General features: G+C 35.9%; 26 protein-coding genes. 10 read left to right on the top strand and 16 right to left on the bottom strand.

Annotated elements, in window-relative coordinates; all coding sequences use genetic code 11:
- Positions 1-394: 394 nt before the first annotated feature.
- The 12 genes from ACJJVI_RS11665 to ACJJVI_RS11610 form a co-directional block, all read right to left on the bottom strand.
- A complete protein-coding gene (locus ACJJVI_RS11665) occupies positions 395-928 on the bottom strand; it encodes a hypothetical protein (protein WP_405352063.1) in 534 nt (177 codons plus the stop codon).
- 170 nt (positions 929-1,098) lie between these two features.
- Positions 1,099-1,494 carry a hypothetical protein gene (locus ACJJVI_RS11660; protein ID WP_405352061.1) on the bottom strand — a complete coding sequence of 132 codons (396 nt, stop codon included), beginning with the start codon at positions 1,492-1,494 and terminating at the stop codon, positions 1,099-1,101.
- A 565-nt stretch (positions 1,495-2,059) separates the two neighbouring features.
- The gene (locus ACJJVI_RS11655) at positions 2,060-2,512 is read right to left on the bottom strand and encodes a hypothetical protein (RefSeq protein ID WP_405352059.1); all 453 of its coding nucleotides are present in this window, start codon (positions 2,510-2,512) and stop codon (positions 2,060-2,062) included.
- Between the two features lie 23 nt (positions 2,513-2,535).
- Positions 2,536-2,778 carry a hypothetical protein gene (locus tag ACJJVI_RS11650; protein ID WP_405352058.1) on the bottom strand — a complete coding sequence of 81 codons (243 nt, stop codon included), beginning with the start codon at positions 2,776-2,778 and terminating at the stop codon, positions 2,536-2,538.
- 39 nt (positions 2,779-2,817) lie between these two features.
- On the bottom strand, positions 2,818-3,456 hold the full coding sequence (locus tag ACJJVI_RS11645) for a hypothetical protein (RefSeq protein ID WP_405352056.1): 639 nt from the start codon (positions 3,454-3,456) through the stop codon (positions 2,818-2,820).
- Between the two features lie 621 nt (positions 3,457-4,077).
- Positions 4,078-4,626, bottom strand: a complete 549-nt coding sequence (locus ACJJVI_RS11640) for a hypothetical protein (RefSeq protein ID WP_405352054.1) — start codon at positions 4,624-4,626, stop codon at positions 4,078-4,080.
- A 429-nt stretch (positions 4,627-5,055) separates the two neighbouring features.
- Positions 5,056-5,343 carry a type II toxin-antitoxin system RelE/ParE family toxin gene (locus ACJJVI_RS11635; RefSeq protein WP_405352052.1) on the bottom strand — a complete coding sequence of 96 codons (288 nt, stop codon included), beginning with the start codon at positions 5,341-5,343 and terminating at the stop codon, positions 5,056-5,058.
- The gene (locus ACJJVI_RS11630; protein WP_036578964.1) at positions 5,336-5,575 is read right to left on the bottom strand and encodes a CopG family transcriptional regulator; all 240 of its coding nucleotides are present in this window, start codon (positions 5,573-5,575) and stop codon (positions 5,336-5,338) included. The genes ACJJVI_RS11635 and ACJJVI_RS11630 overlap by 8 nt, the downstream gene beginning before the upstream one ends.
- Before the next feature lie 281 nt (positions 5,576-5,856).
- Positions 5,857-6,582, bottom strand: coding sequence for a head GIN domain-containing protein (locus ACJJVI_RS11625; protein WP_405352049.1), 726 nt, complete (start codon positions 6,580-6,582; stop codon positions 5,857-5,859).
- A gap of 162 nt (positions 6,583-6,744) precedes the next feature.
- Entirely contained in the window at positions 6,745-7,833 is a 1,089-nt protein-coding gene (locus tag ACJJVI_RS11620) for a hypothetical protein (RefSeq protein WP_405352048.1), read from the bottom strand.
- Positions 7,817-8,395 carry a hypothetical protein gene (locus ACJJVI_RS11615; protein WP_317291389.1) on the bottom strand — a complete coding sequence of 193 codons (579 nt, stop codon included), beginning with the start codon at positions 8,393-8,395 and terminating at the stop codon, positions 7,817-7,819. Before ACJJVI_RS11615 ends, ACJJVI_RS11620 begins: the two co-directional genes overlap by 17 nt.
- Positions 8,388-8,981, bottom strand: a complete 594-nt coding sequence (locus tag ACJJVI_RS11610; RefSeq protein ID WP_316930393.1) for an RNA polymerase sigma factor — start codon at positions 8,979-8,981, stop codon at positions 8,388-8,390. Before ACJJVI_RS11610 ends, ACJJVI_RS11615 begins: the two co-directional genes overlap by 8 nt.
- Before the next feature lie 239 nt (positions 8,982-9,220).
- Here ACJJVI_RS11610 and lon point away from each other — a divergent pair, with 239 nt between their 5' ends.
- Positions 9,221-11,677: an endopeptidase La gene (gene lon, locus ACJJVI_RS11605; protein ID WP_036578957.1), complete on the top strand. Its 2,457-nt coding sequence runs from the start codon at positions 9,221-9,223 to the stop codon at positions 11,675-11,677.
- 248 nt (positions 11,678-11,925) lie between these two features.
- Here the strand turns inward: lon and ACJJVI_RS11600 are convergent, their stop codons facing one another.
- A complete protein-coding gene (locus ACJJVI_RS11600) occupies positions 11,926-12,768 on the bottom strand; it encodes a hypothetical protein (RefSeq protein ID WP_152556332.1) in 843 nt (280 codons plus the stop codon).
- Between the two features lie 99 nt (positions 12,769-12,867).
- Between ACJJVI_RS11600 and porQ the strand changes: the two genes are divergently transcribed.
- Positions 12,868-13,899 (top strand): type IX secretion system protein PorQ, encoded by a 1,032-nt coding sequence (gene porQ, locus ACJJVI_RS11595; RefSeq protein ID WP_397299244.1) that lies wholly within the window; start codon positions 12,868-12,870, stop codon positions 13,897-13,899.
- Positions 13,899-14,588, top strand: coding sequence for a (d)CMP kinase (cmk, locus tag ACJJVI_RS11590; RefSeq protein WP_042272486.1), 690 nt, complete (start codon positions 13,899-13,901; stop codon positions 14,586-14,588). Before porQ ends, cmk begins: the two co-directional genes overlap by 1 nt.
- A gap of 141 nt (positions 14,589-14,729) precedes the next feature.
- Here the strand turns inward: cmk and ACJJVI_RS11585 are convergent, their stop codons facing one another.
- Positions 14,730-14,933 carry a hypothetical protein gene (locus tag ACJJVI_RS11585; RefSeq protein WP_348021817.1) on the bottom strand — a complete coding sequence of 68 codons (204 nt, stop codon included), beginning with the start codon at positions 14,931-14,933 and terminating at the stop codon, positions 14,730-14,732.
- Between the two features lie 3 nt (positions 14,934-14,936).
- On the bottom strand, positions 14,937-15,395 hold the full coding sequence (locus ACJJVI_RS11580) for a DUF1801 domain-containing protein (RefSeq protein WP_405352044.1): 459 nt from the start codon (positions 15,393-15,395) through the stop codon (positions 14,937-14,939).
- Positions 15,396-15,634: 239 nt separating this feature from the next.
- On the opposite strand from ACJJVI_RS11580, the gene ACJJVI_RS11575 reads away from it, so the two are divergent.
- The 6 genes from ACJJVI_RS11575 (at position 15,635) to ACJJVI_RS11550 (ending at position 20,664) form a co-directional block, all read left to right on the top strand.
- Entirely contained in the window at positions 15,635-15,793 is a 159-nt protein-coding gene (locus tag ACJJVI_RS11575; RefSeq protein ID WP_193743801.1) for a hypothetical protein, read from the top strand.
- Positions 15,794-15,894: 101 nt separating this feature from the next.
- Positions 15,895-17,754, top strand: coding sequence for a 30S ribosomal protein S1 (gene rpsA / locus ACJJVI_RS11570; RefSeq protein ID WP_006795042.1), 1,860 nt, complete (start codon positions 15,895-15,897; stop codon positions 17,752-17,754).
- Between the two features lie 169 nt (positions 17,755-17,923).
- On the top strand, positions 17,924-18,469 hold the full coding sequence (gene pyrR / locus ACJJVI_RS11565) for a bifunctional pyr operon transcriptional regulator/uracil phosphoribosyltransferase PyrR (RefSeq protein WP_006795043.1): 546 nt from the start codon (positions 17,924-17,926) through the stop codon (positions 18,467-18,469).
- Complete coding sequence (locus ACJJVI_RS11560; protein ID WP_405352041.1) at positions 18,469-19,404, top strand: aspartate carbamoyltransferase catalytic subunit; 936 nt, start codon at positions 18,469-18,471, stop codon at positions 19,402-19,404. Before pyrR ends, ACJJVI_RS11560 begins: the two co-directional genes overlap by 1 nt.
- Complete coding sequence (locus ACJJVI_RS11555; RefSeq protein WP_405352039.1) at positions 19,397-19,729, top strand: ribonuclease Z; 333 nt, start codon at positions 19,397-19,399, stop codon at positions 19,727-19,729. The genes ACJJVI_RS11560 and ACJJVI_RS11555 overlap by 8 nt, the downstream gene beginning before the upstream one ends.
- Positions 19,730-19,758: 29 nt before the next feature.
- Positions 19,759-20,664 carry a ribonuclease Z gene (locus ACJJVI_RS11550; protein ID WP_405352037.1) on the top strand — a complete coding sequence of 302 codons (906 nt, stop codon included), beginning with the start codon at positions 19,759-19,761 and terminating at the stop codon, positions 20,662-20,664.
- Positions 20,665-20,843: 179 nt separating this feature from the next.
- On the opposite strand, the gene ACJJVI_RS11545 is transcribed toward ACJJVI_RS11550, so the two are convergent.
- Complete coding sequence (locus tag ACJJVI_RS11545; RefSeq protein WP_006795047.1) at positions 20,844-21,359, bottom strand: hypothetical protein; 516 nt, start codon at positions 21,357-21,359, stop codon at positions 20,844-20,846.
- 243 nt (positions 21,360-21,602) lie between these two features.
- Between ACJJVI_RS11545 and rpmH the strand changes: the two genes are divergently transcribed.
- On the top strand, positions 21,603-21,767 hold the full coding sequence (gene rpmH, locus ACJJVI_RS11540; protein ID WP_042249657.1) for a 50S ribosomal protein L34: 165 nt from the start codon (positions 21,603-21,605) through the stop codon (positions 21,765-21,767).
- Positions 21,768-21,800 lie beyond the last annotated feature (33 nt).

The following is a 21,800-nucleotide window of genomic DNA, read 5'->3' as shown; positions in this document are numbered from 1 at the left end:
TTGTTTCCTAGCGGCTGGCGATAATTGGGTAAGTACAAGCTGACTATTGCTCAAGAGGTTTTACAGCTTTGCCATTATTGTCTCCGACGAGCACAGCGAGAGGAAGACAGTTGAGTAGGTTGGGAGACTTGTGATTTATAATTACTAAAGCTGGTTGATCTATTGTAGCGTTATTGCAGTGCTATAGTTTCTAATCCCAAGAGCGTAATTATAAATTACAAAAGCGAAAACCTACGGCCGCAGGCAATGGACTAGAACGTGTTTGTGTATGGTTAGTTGCGTGGTTAAACAACTAAGTTAGCAAACTTTTACGAACCCGTGAATATTCCGCAGGAATATTCGCAAGTAGAGAAGAATACAGCAATTAATTATACACGGTGTTAGCAACTGGTTTTTAATAATATTTCCAGTAATCTATTTTTGAAGAAGCTGTTGAACTCATTTCTCCATTGATTAATCTTTTTAAAAGAACAAAAGAATGTTGGTATCTATCTTTAACATCTGAAATACCATTGGATTCATTCCACCTTGAATCACTGACAGTTTTTTCGAATTCTTTTTCATCTTTAAATTCTGTTTTTCCAGTTTCAGATAATATTGTCATTGCTCTTTTCCTCATTTCGTGCATATTCGAGCCTGTTATATAACTATTTGACGAATCAATTTTTATAATTATTTCGTCTAACATTTCGATAATTTGAGTTTTTCGCTCATCAGTGTCAAGAAATTCATTAAGTCTCATTGACATTCCGCCATATATCATCGGCAAAGCTTGTAATGCTAATTCACTCTTGAATTCATTAATCCATTCTATAGAGTCAAGATTCCGATTTTCAATTTCATTTATCAGACAGAGTTGCATAGCTTCCACAAAACCATCTTTTGCCCAAAATCCAATGTCGTTAATATCAATGAAACTACTTGCCATATTTTGTGTTCAGTTCTTGGTTCAACTTGTTGCTAACGTTAAGTATAAGAATAGTTGCGGGTTTACGTGCGAGGATTTTCCGCAGGAAAATCAGACGTAGTAAACTTGCAACGACAATTGGTTAAGCCTAAAATTGAGCAATTATTTTTATACATTGTTAGCACCAGTTTTTATTTTTTACCGCTCCAACGTTCATTCAGTCGGTCTTTTACAGATTTTATTTTTTCGTCCAAATAAGCTTCTCCTTTTTCAGTCAATTCGATTGAAAGTATCTCGTTACAAGGATACCACCAAAATGGATTATTTAGCAAAGATTCAAATTGTTCCGACTTTATAGTCTCAATTTTATTAGAGTGAGTTAAGTCCGAATATTTTTCCAATGTCACAAGTTCCTCAGATAAAATTTCAGTCAAAATTTGTTTTGAAATCCGATATTTCTCTTCGATTGTTATTTCATAATATCCCAATTCCCAAGTCAATTCATAAATACCTGGGTTTCCTTCTTCTGCATTATAGAGGAAAACAATTTTCTCTAATTCTAAATCAATTATTTTAGATTTCGACATTTTTTTCAAATTGGTGCTAATGGCAAAGGTATAAGGCGAGTGAGGCGTTTTAGCCGGTACGCGTAGACCTTTTGTATGTTGGTTATTGGTTGTGAAGTTACTGAATTTATGAAAGATCACAGCCTCGCTATAAGCCTTTAAAACGTCTCAATCGCCATTATACAACGTTCTTGTTTGTTTCCTAGCGGCTGGCGTGTATTGGGTAAGTACAAGAATACGTTTGCTCAAGAGGTTTTACAGCTTTGCCATTATTGTCTCCGACGAGCACAGCGAGAGGAAGACAGTTGAGTAGGTTGGGAGACTTGTGATTTATAATTACTAAAGTTGGTTGATCTTTTGCAGCGTTATTGCAGCATGATAGTTTCTAATCCCAAGAGCGTAATTATAAATTACAAAAGCGAAAACCTACGGCCGCAGGCAATGGACTAGAACGGTTTGTGTATGGTTAGTTGCGTGTTTAAGCAACTAATTTAATAAACAAAAACGAACGCGAGAAAATTCCGAAGGAATTTTCCAAATAAGCAACGACCAAAGCAATTAATTATACACGTTGTTAGGTGCAGTTTTATTTCCAATCACCATTTTCGTCATTCCATTCCAAAATAAACATAAGTTGCTCAATTTCAAAAATAGCTTTATCTAAAGTCCTAGCTCCTTTAGAATAATGATCTGGTTTGCTACCAGCAAGAGATATCCAAATCGCTTCATTTGATATTAATTCGTGTGCTATATAATTTCTAGCATCTTTAACAGAATCTGCAAAAAAGAAAAAGTCTTCTCTCATTCCTTCTTCTTTTAATTTATTGAGAGTACGTCCTAAAGTCCATCTTTCAATATTGTCAAAATTTTCATCAAATTCGTTTACCAATATTTGTTTTAATCGCATCTCAAGAATTTGTGCAACTCCCATATACATCGAGTACTTTTCAAGGAAGTTGAGTTTCTCATACTTTTTTAATCCAGTTTGAGTACCTTTTCTAATTTGATTTTGGTCGAGACCTTCAATATTTTCCTCCATATATTAATTATTTAAAACAGATTTTAAGCCATTCTAGTCCATCCTTTGGTGCTATCTATTGGTTTTCCACTAGAATCTTTTAGAGTGCCTTTAAAATAAGCTTCTTCTTCAATGTAATAATTATACTTATCAACTTTATCAATCAATTGAAATGCGGATTTACATTCTTCCAAATCGTCGAATTCGGAAATAGTTTCTTTTGTACCTCCTTGACCAGTTATATCTCGACATATTCTGTATTTACCAGTATTAACTTTTTCTCCCATAATTTTGTTTTAATTGGACCTAATCAGCGTTAGGTGTAGTTATTTAAATATTCTGTCCATAAAGCTTGAAATTAATTTTCTTTTATCATCAAAAGGAATATCATATTTAGATAGTTCAGATGAGTTAAGTAAATCCCAAGCATATTCGATTACTTCAGATCTCATTTTTTTATATTTTTCAAGATCTTTCTTTTGAATTTCTCTCTTTGCTTTAGCGTTAATTACATTCTTTGTCAAATGGTTTATAGCAATATCTACAATATCATCCGATAATGAATTATATTGAAATGTCATTTGTCTTTCCGCATCCCAATCTTCTTCACTTGGATATAATTTCTTAAGCGCTTTATGTGTTCCTTCAAGACTTTTGAAGCAATCTTCGAAAGTTTTACATTTCCAATTATGTAAAAATTGATTTCTTATTTCGAGATAAAAGAATAATTTAGGTTTTTGTTTTTTATCAAGACTTTTTAAATCTATCAGAAGATTTATTTTTGAAGCCAAACTTAAAGCACTTCCTTTATCACTTAACGAATATGAACTTTGGATATCAATTTCCAAAATATCTCCTAATGATTGGGTAATTAAGTATTCGTGAAAAAGACTGTTCTCTAAGATGGTTAATCTTAAATCATTTGTGTATTTTTCTTTCTCTTCTTTTAATTGTTTTTCGTTCATTTTTAAGATAAACTTGATTTTTTGCTAATTGCACCTAATGGCAAAGGTATAAGGCGAGTGAGGCGTTTTAGCCGGTACGCGTAGACCTTTTGTATGTTGGTTATTGGTTGGTGAAGTTACTGAATTTATGAATGATCACAGCCTCGCTATAAGCCTTTAAAACGTCTCAATCGCCATTATACAACGTTCTTGTTTGTTTCCTAGCGGCTGGCGTGTATTGGGTAAGTACAAGAATACATTTGCTCAAGAGGTTTTACAGCTTTGCCATTCTAGTCCATTGAGTAGGTTGGGAGACTTGTGATTTATAATTACTAAAGTTGGTTGATCTTTTGCAGCGTTATTGCAGTCTCATTGTTTCTAATCCCAAGAGCGTAATTATAAATTACAAAAGCGAAAACCTACGGCCGCAGGCAATGGACTAGAACGGTCTTGTATATGGCTCGTAGCGTGTAAATTAGAAAATTATTTTCGGATTAAGCACAAGCCAGATTTTTAAATTTTACTATTTATCTTTTTTTATTGGAAATCGTCAATTTTAAAAATTTGGCGACTCTCCAAATATACCTTAACTTTGAATTAAGCAACTAATTAGCTATGAGCTATATACGTTGTTGTACAACGTTATTTTATTTTCTCCAAAGCTTTTAAAATCCGCTTTTCCATTTTGTTGGTTTCGAGTGGACTATTAGTATATTGATATCTTTCAATCATTTTCCATTTTTTATCTTGATTGTCGATAATATATAGCATCATTACACCTCGATTTAAATCTCCAAAATAACCATTAATAGAAATAAATATTGAATTCTTATTTTTATCAGAAACCAATTCATTCGGAACATTTTTTTCATTCAAAGATGCTCGTCCTTCAATTTTCGAGTTTATCGTTCCGTAATCGCCAAATAGAAATGGAATTTCAACATATTCAGCATTAGGGTATTGAGATTTCAAAAGGTCAACTGTGAATTCGGTCAATGCCTTTCGCTTGTCTGGATGATTAATAAATGACAAGTTCGACTTTTCTTTTATTTCTATGTATGGTGTGATAATACTGACATTATCTTCATCAATTTTGTAATTTCCAGTATCACTTATTGATTCAACAGTCGATTTTGATGACGAACAAGAAATCAAAATTAAAAATGTAAATATTGAGAGTGCTTTTTTCATAATGTTGTACAATGGCAAAGGTATAAGGCGAGTGAGGCGTTTTAGCCGGTACGCGTAGACCTTTTGTTTGTTGGTTATAGGTTGGTGAAGTTACTAAATTTATGAATGATCACAGCCTCGCTATAAGCCTTTAAAACGTCTCAATCGCCATTATACAACGTTCTTGTTTGTTTCCTAGCGGCTGGCGTGTATTAGGTAAGTACAAGAATACATTTGCTCAAGAGGTTTTACAGCTTTGCCATTCTAGTCCATTGAGTAGGTTGGGAGACTTGTGATTTATAATTACTAAAGTTGGTTGATCTTTTGCAGCGTTATAGCAGTTCTATAGTTTCTAATCCCAAGAGCGTAATTATAAATTACAAAAGCGAATAAGTACTTGCCCAAGCAATGAATTATACATGCTGTTAGCAACAGTTTTAATTATTCAGGTTACAGTATGTGGTTTAAATCTTGTCTTCCGACAATTGCCATTATTTCAACGACGTCGTTATTTATTTTATAGTAAATACTATCTATTCCGCAAACACATCTTCTGTAGTCCTTTTTTATATGATCAACTGACTCAAATGAAAAAGGTCTTTGGGTAATAATTTCAAAATATTCAAAGAATGATTCAAAATATTTATCCGCTTGAGTCATTCCAATTTTTTTAACTCCATAGTGATGAATTCGGATTAAGTCATTTTTAGCTTCATTACTTAACCGATATTTAGCCATTCAGTAGAGTTTTTGATTGGGCTAAAATTTCATTTTTTGATTCGCTTGTAAATCCGCTATTTTCAGCTTTTTCCAATTTAGTTCGTACCCAATCAATTTCGACTTGTTGTTTTCTAGCTTGTCTAATTAGATCGTTTACTAATTCGCTTTTGCTTGAATATTCTTTTCCATTGACTTGGGCTTTAAGCCATTCGTCGTTAGGTTCTGTAAATGATATACTTTGTCTTGACATAATTTAATTGCTTGGTGTAATTATACATCAATTTCGAATCACATCCAAATTATTGTCTCCGACGAGCGCAGCGAGAGGAAGACAGTTGAGTAGGTTGGGAGACTTGTGATTTATAATTACTAAAGTGGCTAGTTGTTATGGATAAATGCAACATGTAAAACGTTTCATTACTCTTAGACTTTCTATATGAGTAGGGTTAGTCGTGTATTCGCTTTCGCGGAAGCGTATAAAAAAAGCCCTGATACATATCAAGGCTTGTTCTTTTAAAATAGAGTAGGTGTTTACATTTTATCAATGTCGCCGCTACCGGTTACTTTTTTATCTACATTTCTAGTAGTTCCCTTATAACGTATGTCGCCGCTACCGGTTACACGTGCTTTAAGATCACCACCGTTAATATAAACGGCTAGATCGCCACTACCGGTTACTGAGGCTTCTACATGGTTAGCCTTTAATTTATAAGTATTTAAATCACCACTACCTGTAACGCTTGCGTCTAGATTTTCGGCACGACCAGCGATGTTCATATCGCCGCTACCAGTGACAGAGGCTTTTAGATTTTCGGCTTCGATGGTTAAATTCATATCTCCAGATCCAGATACTTTTAAGCGCATGTTGCGTGCTTTAAGTGTCATGTCGCTTTTAATCTCACCACTACCAGACACACTAGCATAGTCTATGGACTTTACCGGTACAGTCACGGTTATAGGTTTTCTAGGGTTGATGTTGGTATTATTTTTAGTACCTATGATTAGTTTGCCACCACTTACTTCAACCTTAAGATGTTCCATGATGTTAGATTCTGCCTCAACTTTTATCTTACCTTCAGTTCCTGGGACTAAGACCACATCCATAGAGCCTGCAACTGCAACACCATCATAGTCGCTGGTGTTAAAAGTCTTTGTAGTTAAATCACCGTTACCTTTTACAGATCTATTGCCAAACCATTGTGCTGTGGCCATTTGTGTGCTGCATATCACAATGCATAATAGAAGTATCTTTTTCATAATTTTTGTTTTAGCTTGTTTCTTGATGGTTCAAATATGACCGATTATTGATTTTTATAAAATATAGTGTGACTGAGTTGTCGATTCCTATGATTCAGTTGTTTGTAATCAATACTGTTTCTAGCGTCTAAGATGACTACAACGATGATCTTGTATTATTGTTTAATCTATTGCTCTCAACTTTACACCACCATAAGAGGTGCGTATGTTGATGGTATTACCACTGTTTTCTGTACCGTTATATCCAGACTTTAATTTATCAGTATAATCACTGTCTGATCTGGTTATAGTTGCCGCATCACTTATAGAGATACCTGCAAACTCTGTGTCTATGGTAAAGTCAAAACGGGCACTAGCATCATACCTAAGGTTCACTCCTGTAAAATCACTACGTATCGTGACTTCTTTAAATCCTGCCTGTAGACGTGCGACACTTATAGATCCATAATCCGTGTTTAAATCTAGCATATGGGTAATGGTACCTATTTTAAAGCTTACATAATCACCACGACCTACAAAGTCTGCCGCTTCACCTATGGTAATGCTACCATAGTCTGTATTGATATTAAGATCTGTAACTTTCTTAAACTCGCTGTGTGAGTAGTCAGCTTTTAACTCAATCTTTTCAGATTCGCCCAGTGTAAAGCTGCTGTAATCTGCATTGATACTGGCAGATTTTACATAGTCTATGGTAGACTTATTGGTATAGTCCATTTTAATATAATTATCTGCATGCCATAACTCACCGATATCCATTCTACCATAATCGCAATTCAATCGTGCGTGACCTAGTAGTTTATCTAGGGATAGTGTACCATAATCATTACGAGCATCTAGGTCGTTAGTCACGGGCATTTTAACCACATAGTTAATTTCTACACTCACGTTATTACTAGAGCCAAACCAGCTGCTCCAGCTCCAGTTCTTGCGTCTAGCATCTACCATCGTTTTTGCACTCACACGACTAGCGCTAGATTCAAAGTTAACGTCGATCTCACGCAGTTTTTCTTCTACATCTTCTTGATCATCACCAGTAACCTCTACATAAACCTCAATGGATACCGTAGGTTGATCCCATGTGGTAATGGTCATGCTACCATATTTATTATCTAGTAAAAGCATGGCGTCTTTATTTACCGTGTAGGACTTTTTGAGACTTTTCTTTTTAGTGTATTTACCTTTTACAGGACCAGCGACTACTGCCAGTGGCAATAAAAAAGCTAGTAATAGTATTTTATAATATGGTTGCATCTGTATTCAGTTTAAGTTGTTTAAGAGATTCTATATGTTCTAGTGCTGCTTCCAGCAGTGCTATTCTGTTTTGAAAATTCTGTATCATCGCTGCAATTACCTTGCGACTGTTACCGCTATTATCTAAGTCTAGTTTTAATTGTTGATAATCATTTTCTAGTTCTAGTAACTGTACTTTAGTGTCAGCGATCAATCGTTCCGTCTCTGGACTGCTTTCAGACTCTAGTTGCTTCAACTCTTCGGCAATGGTGCTCGAGAAAAAGTCTTGAGCATTGGCCATTTCTGGTGATACACTAGCCAGGTCTGTATCATTACTAGATCCTAGATTAAAACCAGCCAGTCCCATTAATAGCGCTAGTCCTGCGACCAGTGACCATTTAAACCATGGGTTTTTCCTTGCATCTGCATGACCTTCGGCCTTACCATCTCGATCTATAGAGACGACTTTTTCATCTTCTTGAGCCGCTTGTAAACGTTCTAGAAATCTATTGCGGTGACCGCTAGGTAATTCTGTGGTATTAAAGTCTTGCTCTTTAAACCAGTCTTCCATTGATTTACTCATGAGCTTTAATTTTAGTTCTTAAACTTTCCTTGGCACGTGAGATCGTCGTGCGACACATCGCATTTGATATCTTCATGATCTCACATATTTCTTCATTATCCATACCTTCTATAAGATGCAGCGTTAAAATCTGCTTGTAATTATCTTTTAATTTGTTCATGACCAGCAGTACTTTTTTTGCCGTCATTCCAGCATTTTCCATATCGATTTGTTGGTCATCTGCTTGCGATTCTAGATGATATGCTACATCATCATAGGATACGGTTTCCATTTTTTTAGTCTTGCGCAATCGTGATAGACTGTTATTAATCACAATGCGTTTTAACCAGCTGCCAAAGGTTGCCTCTCTATTCCACTGGCTCATTTTATGAAAAGCCGCAATCATGCTTTCTTGCATGACGTCTTCTGCCTCGCCACTGTCTTTAAGGATGCGCAATGCCACGTGATACATGCCACGTGAGTAGCTGTCATACACTTTCATTTGTGCCCTTTGATCGCCTTGCTCGCACAAGTCGTATACGGATATTTCAGTTTCTGTTAATGTCACTTGGTTAGTGTTACGTCTTAAAGATGCAGCTTTTTTCAACTTGTTACAGTGGACTGGCACTGAATTTGAAAAACTAATGATAGCAATATACTTTGTTTAAAGTAGACCAGTACATTAGCCTTGTGTTGTAAGGTGTTTAAGATATTGATTTAAAGTGTTTTAATGCTGGTTATTCCGCTTTCGCGAAAGCGTAACAACAACCATCTATTGCTATAAAATAAAAATAAAATAATTGAAAAGCTGCTGTGTTTTGTGACATAGTGGCGAGAAGAAAGCATATGTTCAATCCAAAGAAGATTAAAATAGACAACTTGTCACTAGGTGATCTAGATCACGAGGCAGAGTTGATTCCATTATTAAGTACAGAAGATGAGGAAGAGATGAATAATGAGTCTGTTCCTGAAGAGTTGCCCATATTACCATTGCGCAACATGGTACTTTTCCCAGGTGTGGTTATTCCTATCACTGCTGGTAGAGATCGCTCTATTAAATTATTACAAGAGGCTAATGCAGCCAATAAGGTCATAGGTATCGTCGCTCAAAAAGATGAATCTATTGAAGAGCCTGGTGCAGACGACTTGCACAAAATAGGAGTGGTAGCTCGCATCTTACGTATTTTAAAAATGCCTGATGGAAATACGACAGTGATTATACAAGGTAAGAAGCGTTTCCAGATGGGCGAAATCCTGACCGAGCAGCCTTATATCACCGCTAAAACCACAGACATACCAGAGGCAAGACCACTACCAGATAATACAGAGTTTAATGCCATCATTGATAGTATTAAAGAACTGTCTCTAGAGATTATAAAGCAAAGTCCTAATATTCCAAGTGAGGCGAGTTTTGCGATTAAAAATATAGAGTCCAACTCTTTCTTAGTAAACTTTGTGTCGTCTAACATGAACCTTAAGGTGTCAGAAAAGCAACAGTTGCTAGAAATGAATGACCTTAAAGATCGCGCATTAGAGACCTTGCGTTTTATGAATATCGAGCAACAAAAACTGGAGCTTAAAAATGATATTCAGTCTAAGGTGCACTCAGACATAAATAAGCAGCAGCGTGAGTATTTCTTACACCAGCAAATGAAAACCATACAGGATGAGCTAGGTGGTGGCGTGTCTTCTCATCAAGAGCTGGATGAAATGCGCACTCGTGCCAAGTCTAAGAAATGGGATGATAAGGTAAAAGAACACTTTGAGAAAGAGCTTGCCAAGATGCAACGCATGAATCCGCAAGTGGCAGAGTATTCTATACAACGCAACTATCTAGATTTATTCCTAGATCTACCGTGGAATGTGTTTTCAAAAGATAACTTTGACCTTAAACGTGCTAAAAAGATCTTAGATCGTGATCACTACGGTCTAGATGAAGTTAAGAAACGTATTATAGAATATCTAGCGGTTTTAAAACTGCGTAATGATATGAAATCACCTATTCTATGTCTTTATGGACCACCTGGAGTAGGGAAGACCTCTCTAGGAAAATCTATGGCCGAGGCACTAGGACGTGAATATGTTCGTATCTCGCTAGGTGGATTGCGTGATGAGGCAGAGATTCGTGGACATCGTAAAACCTATATAGGTGCGATGCCGGGTCGTATTATACAAAGTATTAAAAAGGCAAAAACATCTAATCCGGTTTTTGTACTGGATGAGATCGATAAGCTCAGTTCATCACATAACGGTGACCCATCAAGTGCGATGCTAGAAGTACTGGATCCAGAGCAGAATAATGCGTTCTATGATAACTTCCTAGAAATGGGCTTTGACTTAAGTAAAGTCATGTTTGTCGCGACCTGTAACTCTTTAAATACGATTCAGCCAGCGCTGCGTGATCGTATGGAGATTATTAATGTGACCGGTTATACCATAGAAGAAAAAGTAGAGATAGGGAAACAACATTTGTTGCCTAAGCAGTTGAAAGAACATGGTCTTACTAAAGAGCATTTAAAAATAGCTAAGCCACAGATTGAAAAAATAGTAGAAGGTTATACTCGCGAGAGTGGTGTTCGCTCGCTAGATAAGCAAATGGCAAAAATGGTGCGTTATGCAGCAAAAAGTATAGCCATGGAAGAACCTTATGATCTTAAGGTGACTAATGAAACAGTTGTAGAAGTTTTAGGCGCACCACGTATGGAACGTGATAAGTATGAGAATAATGATGTGGCTGGTGTAGTAACCGGACTAGCATGGACTCGTGTAGGTGGTGATATCCTTTTTATAGAATCCATTCTTTCTAAAGGAAAAGGGAACTTAACCATCACAGGTAACCTAGGTAAAGTGATGAAAGAAAGTGCTACTATAGCCATGCAGTACATTAAGGCAAATGCAGAAGAGTTAGGTATATCTACAGATATATTTGATCAATATAACGTACACATTCACGTGCCAGAAGGAGCAACACCTAAAGATGGTCCTAGTGCTGGTATCACCATGTTAACTTCGCTTGTTTCTTTATTTACACAACGCAAAGTGAAGAAAAGTATCGCTATGACTGGAGAAATTACCCTACGTGGTAAAGTACTACCTGTAGGCGGAATCAAAGAAAAGATTCTTGCGGCTAAGCGTGCACGTATTAAGGAAATTTTACTGTGTGAGCAAAACAGACGTGATATCGAAGAGATCAAACCAGAATACTTAAAAGGTCTGACATTCCATTACGTTAGTGATATGAGTGACGTGCTAGAACTAGCGCTTACTAAGCAAAAAGTAAAGAATGCTAAGAAGTTGAGTTAATTTGTTTTAGTATTTTAAATTTAAAAATCCTCAGTTTGCGCTGAGGATTTTTTGTTTTGAATTGTCAATCAGATTTTGTCGTAGTTGGCTTTACGCTATGGAAAACGACTTCGACAAGCTCAGCCTGACATTCGAGCTTTTATAAAAAATAAGACAAGCACTTTTCCTAGGAATAGGAAAGGTGTGCAAAGTGAGCGATACCGATCTTTGGTCGAATGGGTTGAAAACACTACCTCATTTAAAAGACCTTATCTAATAAACAACAATAGATTTTGAGAATGAGCAGTAATATTGGCATCAATTATGGCGCTTAGGATTTTTTTATCCTTATCATAAATAAGGACGTCAGGTATCTGAGAATTGATTTTACGCGTCGGTAGCTTGTTAAGCTTTATATCCACATGAATAGGAGTTTTTAGTTCTTTTTCAGGTTCATTGAATTTAAAATGAAAGTAGTTTTCTCTCTTATTTTGTACAGTTGGACCTAATTCTAGTTCATAAGTGAGTTCAAAAGTTGAGGTTGCAGTATTAGTATTACTAAATTCATTTTTGATTTTTAAAATGTACCATGGGTAAAGACCGCTTAGGACTTTATTATCAAACTCCTCGGATAATTCAAATTGATTGAATTCTTCTAATTGCTTTCTGTCTACTCTCGAACTACTATTTAGATTTTGTAAAGAATCAATCTTTAAATATTTGTTTCTAAGATTTACAAGACTATCGTGAACGGTAAATTCATATTGAGAAGTTAACTCACGACCATTAATCTTCCAACTAAATTGCTCAAAATCATTGCTGCGGTAACGAGTCCATCCATCATTACTATATGCACCTTTTTTCATACCATTGTTAAAAGCGATATGTGGAATGTGTATTTCAATATATTCTTGACCTTCAGTTAGTTTAATCTCTAATGTATTATAAACAACAGCAGTTGATTTACTGAGATCAATTTCTAGATTATATTGTTTTAGACAACTTTCTGCTTTAGGAACAGATAGTAAGCTTCCATAAACTTCTTGTTCTAGAATCATGCCTTGGAGCATTATCAAAGGCATAAATACGGTAAAGAGAAAATTTAAGTTCATAATTTAATGTTAGCCAACTTACGAAATGTACCAAATTCCTTATTCAATAACTAGTAACACGCTCAAAAATAAATTAAACTTGCAGTCGTTAGAATAGAAGTGAAAAGATCTCAATCCCATATATCGATTTTATTGGTGCTGATTTTGTCTGCTGCTTTCGCGCAAGCGCAAATAGGAGGAAGAACCACGTACCAATTTCTCAATCTACCAGCAGGAACAAAACAGGCTGCTCTAGGTGGACGAGTACTTACCGGTGTTGATTATGATCCTACCTCTGGAATATTTAATCCAGCGACGATTAATCCTAAAATGGATAATCAGTTACAAGTGAATTATGCCAACTATCTAGGTGATGTTAATTATGGTACTGCGGCATATGCTTATACATGGGATCGACATGTACAGACTTTTCATGTAGGTGTGACTTATTTAGATTACGGAACTTTTGATGGCTACAACGAGCAAGGAGTTTCTACAGGTGAATTTGGCGGTAATGAAGTAGCGATATCTGCTGGATATGCTTATAATATTCCGTTTTCAGATATTTATCTAGGCGCAAATGTAAAAGTCATCTCTTCAAAGCTAGAGCAATATACCTCATTAGGTGGCGCGATTGACTTTGGTGCACTTTACTATAATGAAGATAAAGATATCAGAGTGGCTTTAGTCGTGCGCAACATCGGTACGCAGTTTACACCTTATAATGAGGTTTATGAAAAACTACCATTAGAGGTTGCATTAGGATTTTCAAATAACATGAGAAACCTACCACTACGTCTACACGTGACTTTAGAAAATTTACAGCAATGGAATATTGCTTTCTCAAATGATGCCAATGCTCAAACTGATCTAGACGGTAATGTCATTGAAGATAAACCTGGATTTTTCAATAATGCATTGCGTCATACTGTATTTGGAGTAGAAATTTTTCCAGAACAAGCCTTTCAAGTGCGACTTGGGTATAATTTTCGCAGGGCACAAGAGTTGAGTATTCAAGACACCAGAGCATTTTCTGGTGTAAGTGCAGGATTCTCTTTAAAAATTAATAAAATGCGATTCAGTTATACACATGCACGATATACACTGGCGTCACATACCAGCCTTTTTGGGGTTAATATAAATTTACAATAATGAGTGATAAGATTACGATAGCGATAGATGGACATTCTAGTACCGGTAAGAGTACTGCTGCAAAACAACTTGCGCAGCGATTAAAGTACATTTATGTAGATACTGGTGCCATGTATAGAGCTATTTCTTATTACGCTTTAAGCGAAAACATCTATCGAGATAATCAACTGCATGCACAAGAACTTATCGATTCCTTAGATAAAATTAAGGTATCATTCCAACGCAATGAAGAAACAGATCGCGCAGATGTTTATTTAAATGGTAAAAACATTGAAAAGCAAATACGCACACTCGAGGTAAGCTCTATAGTAAGTTTAGTAGCATCAGTATCTGAAGTTCGTGCTAAACTGGTTGCACAACAACAAGAAATGGGAAAAGAAAAAGGTGTGGTCATGGATGGTCGTGATATAGGAACCGTTGTTTTCCCAGATGCAGAATTAAAAGTATTTATGACCGCAGCACCAGAAGTGCGTGCGCAGCGACGTTATGATGAACTTATAGGTCGTGGTGATGAGGTTGTTTATGAAGAAGTTCTTAAGAATGTCATAGAACGTGATCATATCGATTCTACAAGAGAAGATAGTCCGCTAACACAAACAGCAGACGCAAAATTATTGGACACTAGCGAGATGAACAGAGAACAGCAGTTTGAACAACTGGTTCAATGGGCTGAAGAGGCGATGCGATAGTTAAATAATGTCATTCCGAGAGCAACGAAGGAATCTGCTTTGTTTAACCGATTAGATTATTAAAATCTTGTCATTCCGCACTTGTTTGCGCTGAGCTGGTCGAAGTGATGCGGAATCTGCTGGTTCTATAAAAAAGGTAGCTTAAATCAACTTTACAAAAGGATCTGCAGGAACTGTCATATGTAAATATGCAGATTCGGTTTTATCATATTTTTGATCCAGTTCAATCATATACTTGATAAAGAATATCAAACCAATTATAACAGCGATACTACCAATAACTAGTATGAAGTTATTAATAACAAGTAATGGTTTAGGAATTTTATCTTCTTTCCCTTTTTTCATTATTTACTTCTTGATGTTCTCTTCATAAATCCCAATCCATTGATCAACGCTCATTTTAGTACACAACTCTGCAATCAACTCTAGCGGAATATCATTCACCTTTTTAAAACGGATACAGCTTTTTCCCATATCTAGTTTATACTTAGAGTGTTTTGGGTATTGCTCTTTGAACCATTCCATTAGAGGTTGGTGAGCATAAATTCCAGAGTGATACAGTGCTATAAAATTCTTTTGTGAAGCAACATTAATAAATGGTAATGGTGAATAGTCCTTACCTACATGATATCCTGGTTCATAAACAGATTGAGGTACATAATAACCTAACATACCATATAACATACCTTCTTCTAATTCTGCCGGCATATTTTTAAGAATAACACTTCTCAAGTCAGAAATAGGCTTTTTACGGTCTTCAGGAAGCTGATCGATATATTCTTGTGGAGTAGTGGCTTTTGAGGTCATAATCAGTATCAATGGTTTTATCAATAATACGATTATTTAAGAGTATTAAAAAAACCTCGCAGATAATGAAAAGTACTTTTGGCTTATAAGTCTTCTCATGGTCCAATCTGCGAGGTTACTGAGCATCTGTCGTTAAATTTTCATTTAATAACACGATGATTTATATTTTTCAATATTTGGGTGGGCGAATGTAAGGTTGAATTTCTGTAAATTCAAATAGGAATGAGTAAAAGATACTATTGATTGAGTCTATAATAGGTAACTGTCTAGACTACAGATATACATTACGCTTTCGCGAAAGCGAGAACAACAAGCATCACACACAGATAATTAGATCTAAAAAGGGCTATGATTTTATTAAAAAGTATTGTACTTTTGCAAACCCAAATCGAGAATAAGGAAACCGGTTGGGAATCAAAACTTTATAAATAATTCTTCTAAAAAAGTTCTATTAGTTTCCACGCCTTTTTAGAATACAAATTTTAATCAGCAAACAAACATGGCTGAAGACAACAAAAAAGTAGCAGAAGTTTCTACTGAAGAAACACAGGCGCACACTGCACCAACCGCTACAGCACAACAAACTAACCCAACTGAATTTTTAGACACTTTTGATTGGGAACGTTACAGCGAAGGAATCGAAAAAGTTGATGAAGATCAATTGAAAGCTTTTGAAAAGCTTGTAGAAGATAACTTTGTAGACACAATCGATAATGATGTAATGACTGGTGTTGTTATCAAGATCACAGATCGCGATGCAATTATCGACATTAACGCAAAGTCTGAAGGTGTTATCTCTTTAAATGAGTTCCGTTACAACCCAAACCTTAAAGAAGGTGATAAAGTTGAGGTTCTTGTAGATGTTCGTGAAGATGCGACAGGACAATTAGTTCTTTCTCACCGTAAGGCACGTCTTATCAAGGCTTGGGAACGCGTTAACAATGCACACGATACAGGAGAAATCGTTAACGGTTACGTAAAATGTCGTACTAAAGGTGGTATGATTGTAGACGTATTCGGTATTGAGGCATTCTTACCAGGTTCACAAATTGATGTGAAGCCTATCCGTGATTATGACGCTTATGTTGATAAGACTATGGAATTTAAGGTTGTAAAAATCAACCACGAATTTAAAAACGTAGTAGTATCTCACAAAGCTCTTATTGAAGCAGATATTGAAGAGCAGAAAAAAGAAATTATCTCTCGTCTAGAAAAAGGACAAGTACTAGAAGGTGTTGTGAAAAACATTACTTCTTATGGTGTATTTGTAGATCTAGGTGGTGTAGATGGATTAGTTCACATTACAGACCTTTCTTGGTCACGTATCAACCACCCTAATGAGGTTGTAGAACTAGATCAAACACTTAACGTAGTAATCCTAGACTTTGATGAAGATAAGTCTCGTATCCAGTTAGGTCTTAAGCAATTAGAGCCACACCCATGGGAAGCTCTATCTGACAAGATCAAGCCAGGTGACAACGTAAAAGGTAAAGTAGTCGTTATTGCTGACTATGGTGCTTTTGTTGAAATCGAAGAAGGTGTTGAAGGATTAATCCACGTTTCTGAAATGTCATGGTCTACACACTTAAGAAGTGCTGGTGACTTTGTAAAAGTAGGAGATACGGTTGATGCACAAGTTCTTACTATTGATAGAGAAGATCGTAAGATGTCTCTAGGTATGAAGCAACTTCACCCAGATCCATGGACAGACATTACTACTAAGTATCCTGTAGGTTCTCGTCACACTGGTGTGGTAAGAAACTTCACAAACTTTGGTGTATTTGTTGAGTTAGAAGAAGGAGTAGATGGATTAATCTACATCTCTGACTTATCATGGACTAAGAAGATCAAGCATCCAAGCGAATTCTGCGCAGTTGGAGATAAACTAGATATAGTTGTTCTTGAATTAGATGTAGAAGGACGTAAATTATCACTAGGTCACAAACAAACTATGGATAACCCATGGGATAAGTATGAGGCTGAATTTGGAATAGGAACAACTCACGACGTTACTATTACTGATATGGTTGATAAAGGTGCAGTAGTTGAATTTAATGAAGACATCACTGCTTTCATTCCAACTCGTCACTTAGAAAAAGAAGATGGTACTAAATTGAAGAAAGGTGAGTCTGCTCAAATCCAGATCATCGAATTCAATAAAGAATTTAAGAGAGTAGTTGCTTCTCACATGGTTATCCATAAAGAAGAAGAAGCTAAGATTGTTAAGCAGGCAGCTGCAAAATCTCAAGAGTCAACTGATAAGCCTACATTAGGTGATGCAAACTCAAAGCTTCAAGCTCTTAAAGATCGTATGGAAGGTAAAGTAGCAGCTCCAGCAGCGTCTACTGAAGAAGAGTAATCTTTTACTTCTAGTATATTTAATAAATCCCTTGTCTGTTAGACAAGGGATTTTTTTATGCTCAAGATGCGAGGATAGGAGTCTGTTTTCAGGATACAATCAATAGGACCATTTTATGTTCCTAGTTTTTCTTTTTAAGTGTATCTTTGCTTTTAAGCAGCAGCAATTAATGAGTCAAAAATTACTTCTCAACGCGCAAGAACTGGATATTATTCTTCACAGACTGGCTTGCCAATTAATTGAAAATCATAATCGTTTTGAAAATACAGCACTTATAGGTCTACAACCTAGAGGTAGATTTTTATTAAATAGATTATCCGTTATGCTACAAGAGCATTATGGTATTAAGGAGTTAAACACAGGTTTACTAGATATTACGTTCTATAGAGATGATTTCCGTCGTGGTGAAGAGCCACTCAAGGCAAATTCTACAGACATACAATTTTTAGTAGAAGGTAAAAAGGTCGTTATAGTAGATGATGTACTTTATACTGGTCGCAGTATAAGAGCTGCACTTACTGCATTACAGTCCTTTGGTAGACCAGCTTCTATTGAGTTATTAACTCTTATCGATCGCAGGTTCTCAAGGCATTTACCTATTCAACCAGATTATAATGGTAGACAAGTAGATGCGATAGGTGATCAAAAGGTAAAAGTAATGTGGACTGAAAATGCTGGTGAAGATGCCGTTTACCTATTAAAAAATGAAAACTAATGAGTGAATTAAGTGTGGACCATTTATTAGGAATAAAAGACCTCACTAAAGAGGATATCCAGCTCATTCATACCACTGCAGATCAGTTTAAAGAAGTGATTAATAGGCCTATTAAAAAGGTACCGTCGCTTAGAGACATCACAATTGCTAATTTGTTTTTTGAAAACTCTACCAGAACTAAACTATCCTTTGAACTTGCAGAAAAACGTCTCAGTGCAGATGTCATCAACTTTAGTGCAGCACAAAGCTCTGTAAAAAAAGGAGAAACGCTGGTCGACACTGTTAATAATATTCTAGCCATGAAGGTGGATATCGTGGTAATGCGTCATCCTAATCCTGGTGCAGGTGTGTTTTTATCTAAACATGTAGATGCACGTATAGTAAACGCTGGTGATGGTGCCCATGAGCATCCTACACAGGCTTTACTCGATTCTTATAGTATAAGAGAAAAACTAGGCACGTTAGAAGGTAAGAAGATTGTAATTGTAGGTGATATTTTACACAGTCGTGTAGCACTTTCTAATATTTACTGTCTTCAAAAACTAGGTGCCGAGGTCATGGTATGTGGTCCGGCCACTTTAATCCCTACGCATATTGCCTCGCTAGGTGTTAAGGTAGAGTACAATCTACGCAAGGCGCTAGAATGGTGTGATGTGGCAAACATGTTACGTGTTCAAAACGAGCGTATGGATATATCTTATTTCCCTAGTGTACGTGAGTATGTACAACAATATGGAGTGAATAAAGAGTTGCTGGACAGTCTTAAAAAGAAGATCGTCATCATGCATCCAGGCCCTATAAATAGAGGTGTGGAGATTACCAGTGATGTAGCAGATTCTGACCAGGCTATAATATTAAATCAAGTAGAAAATGGTGTAGCCGTGCGTATGGCTGTACTGTACTTAATTGCTTCAAAAATTCAACGCAATGATTAGTGAAACGCACGATAATTATATATTACTGAGAGATGAGTATGATGACATCAACGGATTTGCTCAGTTTTTACCTACTATATTTGATCAGTTTGAAGGTAAAAATGTGATCGTAGATTTGATACAATATACGGATGCTACTTTAGCAGACTTACTACTATTTCTTGCTTTAAGTAATCAACATAGATCTACAAAACAATCGTTTGTGATGGTGAATGCCGCGTTATCAATCGACGAGATTCCTGAAGAATTAATGGTGGTGCCTACTTTGCAAGAAGCCCAAGACGTGATTGAGATGGAAGAAATTGAACGCGATTTAGGATTTTAAGCATCTAAGTCTATAAATAACCTTATCTATTGAAGTTAACCATTCTAGGTTGTCATAGTGCAACACCTACCGCATCAACCCGACCTACATCTCAAGTTCTTGAGATAAGAGGTAATCTATTCTTAATTGATTGTGGTGAAGGTACGCAAATGGCAATGCGCACTAGTCGGGTAAAGTTTTCACGCATTAAAAACATCTTTATATCTCACCTGCATGGTGATCATTTCTTTGGATTGATTGGTATGATATCCACCTTTTGCTTATTAGGAAGAGATACGCCATTGACCATTTATGGTCCTAAAGGAATCAGAGAAATCATCTTATTACAACTTAAGCTTACTAAGAGCTATACTACTTTTGATTTACGCTTTCGCGAAAGCGAGTCCAAAGAATCTCAACTCATCTATGAAGATGATAAGGTAACGGTGACCACCATACCGCTGGATCATCGTGTATATACCAATGGTTATCTGTTTGAAGAGAAACCGTTAGATCGTAAATTAGATGTTGTAGCATGTGAAGAATATGGTGTGGATCAAGCCTATTATCGCAAGGTTAAACAAGGTCACGATATTGAATTAGCGAGTGGTGAGGTAATATCTAACGATCTATTAACTTTTAATCCTGTAGCGGCAAAGAGTTATGCTTTTTGTAGTGATACGATGTACAAGCCAGATATTGTACCGATTATTAAAAATGCGACAGTGTTATATCACGAATCTACTTTTTTAAAATCACATGAAGATCTTTGTGAACGTACTAAACACAGTACAGCAGCACAAGCAGCAGATATAGCAAAACAAGCAAACGTAGTAACACTTATACTAGGTCACTATTCTACACGCTATGGCGACTATGAATTGTTTAGAAAAGAAGCGCAAGAAATTTTCCCAACTGTAGAACTCGCAGCAGATGGTAAGGTATTTGAGTTTTAAATGCTTATGATTAATTGTCATTCCGAATTTATTTCGGAATCTGATCATTATGAAATTCGATCATTGTTAGATAAGAAGAAGCTGAAATAAATTGATGTTGATTGCATTGTCATTAATTTGACCAAACAACAAAGCCCAATCTCAAGATTGGGCTTTGTTATAAATTTAAGGTTATAAACTTAAATTTTCTTCATTTGCTGTTTCATCATTTTGATTTGATCACCCAGCATGTTGTGCTTATCTAATTTTTTAGCCTCAGTAAGTAGGGTAGTAGCTTCACGTTTTCTACGCTTGGTCATAGCGATACCTGCCAGATTAAGTTTTGCTACAGCAAGATCTTGATCCATACTAAGTCCTAGACTTATAGCTTTCTTAAAATATTTCTCTGCTTTGGTCATGTTTGTTTGTGAGATCATTAAGCCCTGCAAATAGTTATAGTAACCTTGTTGCTTAGTAACTAGTGCTGCTTCAGGATCTTTAATCTTCTCTAGCCATTTCATGGCGCCAGGAAAATCTTGTTTTCTAAGCTTTAAAAAAGCGAGTAAGATCATCTCATTTTTAAAATATAAGAAGATGAATATTCCAGCAAGTAGTATCAAGAAGATACCATTCATGATTTCGTTTAAAGTAAATTGATATACGGCAAACGCTACGATTAATACAGCGATGACGATTTTAATGTTTTTGTTAAACATGGTTGTTTTTAATTTGAGAATGCAAAGATATAGATTTAAAGAGCAATTGGGGAATCTGAAGATTGGAGATTTTGATTATTCCTTAGGTATAGTGAAAGGTAAAATCATGAATTTTATTTTCAAAAATTATTTCAAAAAAAATCACATCACCTATTGTCCGAGTAAAAAGACTTCTTATATTTGCACCCGATTAAAAATGGAGGTTAAAACCTCATTACTATATAGAGTTACAGAATATAAGCTATGGCACAAAAAAGAACATACCAACCGTCAAAGAGAAAAAGAAGAAACAAACATGGTTTCAGAGAGCGTATGGCTTCTGCAAACGGTCGTAAGGTTCTTGCGCGTCGTAGAGCTAAAGGACGTAAGAAACTATCTGTATCTACTGAATTAAGACACAAGAGATAATGATTCTCTAATTAATATATATAAGGCGTTACT

This window comes from Nonlabens sp. Asnod3-H03, from assembly GCF_045063665.1.
GTDB classification, from domain to species: Bacteria; Bacteroidota; Bacteroidia; order Flavobacteriales; family Flavobacteriaceae; genus Nonlabens; species Nonlabens ulvanivorans.
Note: the sequence above shows the minus strand (reverse complement) of the source record. Positions and strands in the feature narration are given on the sequence as shown.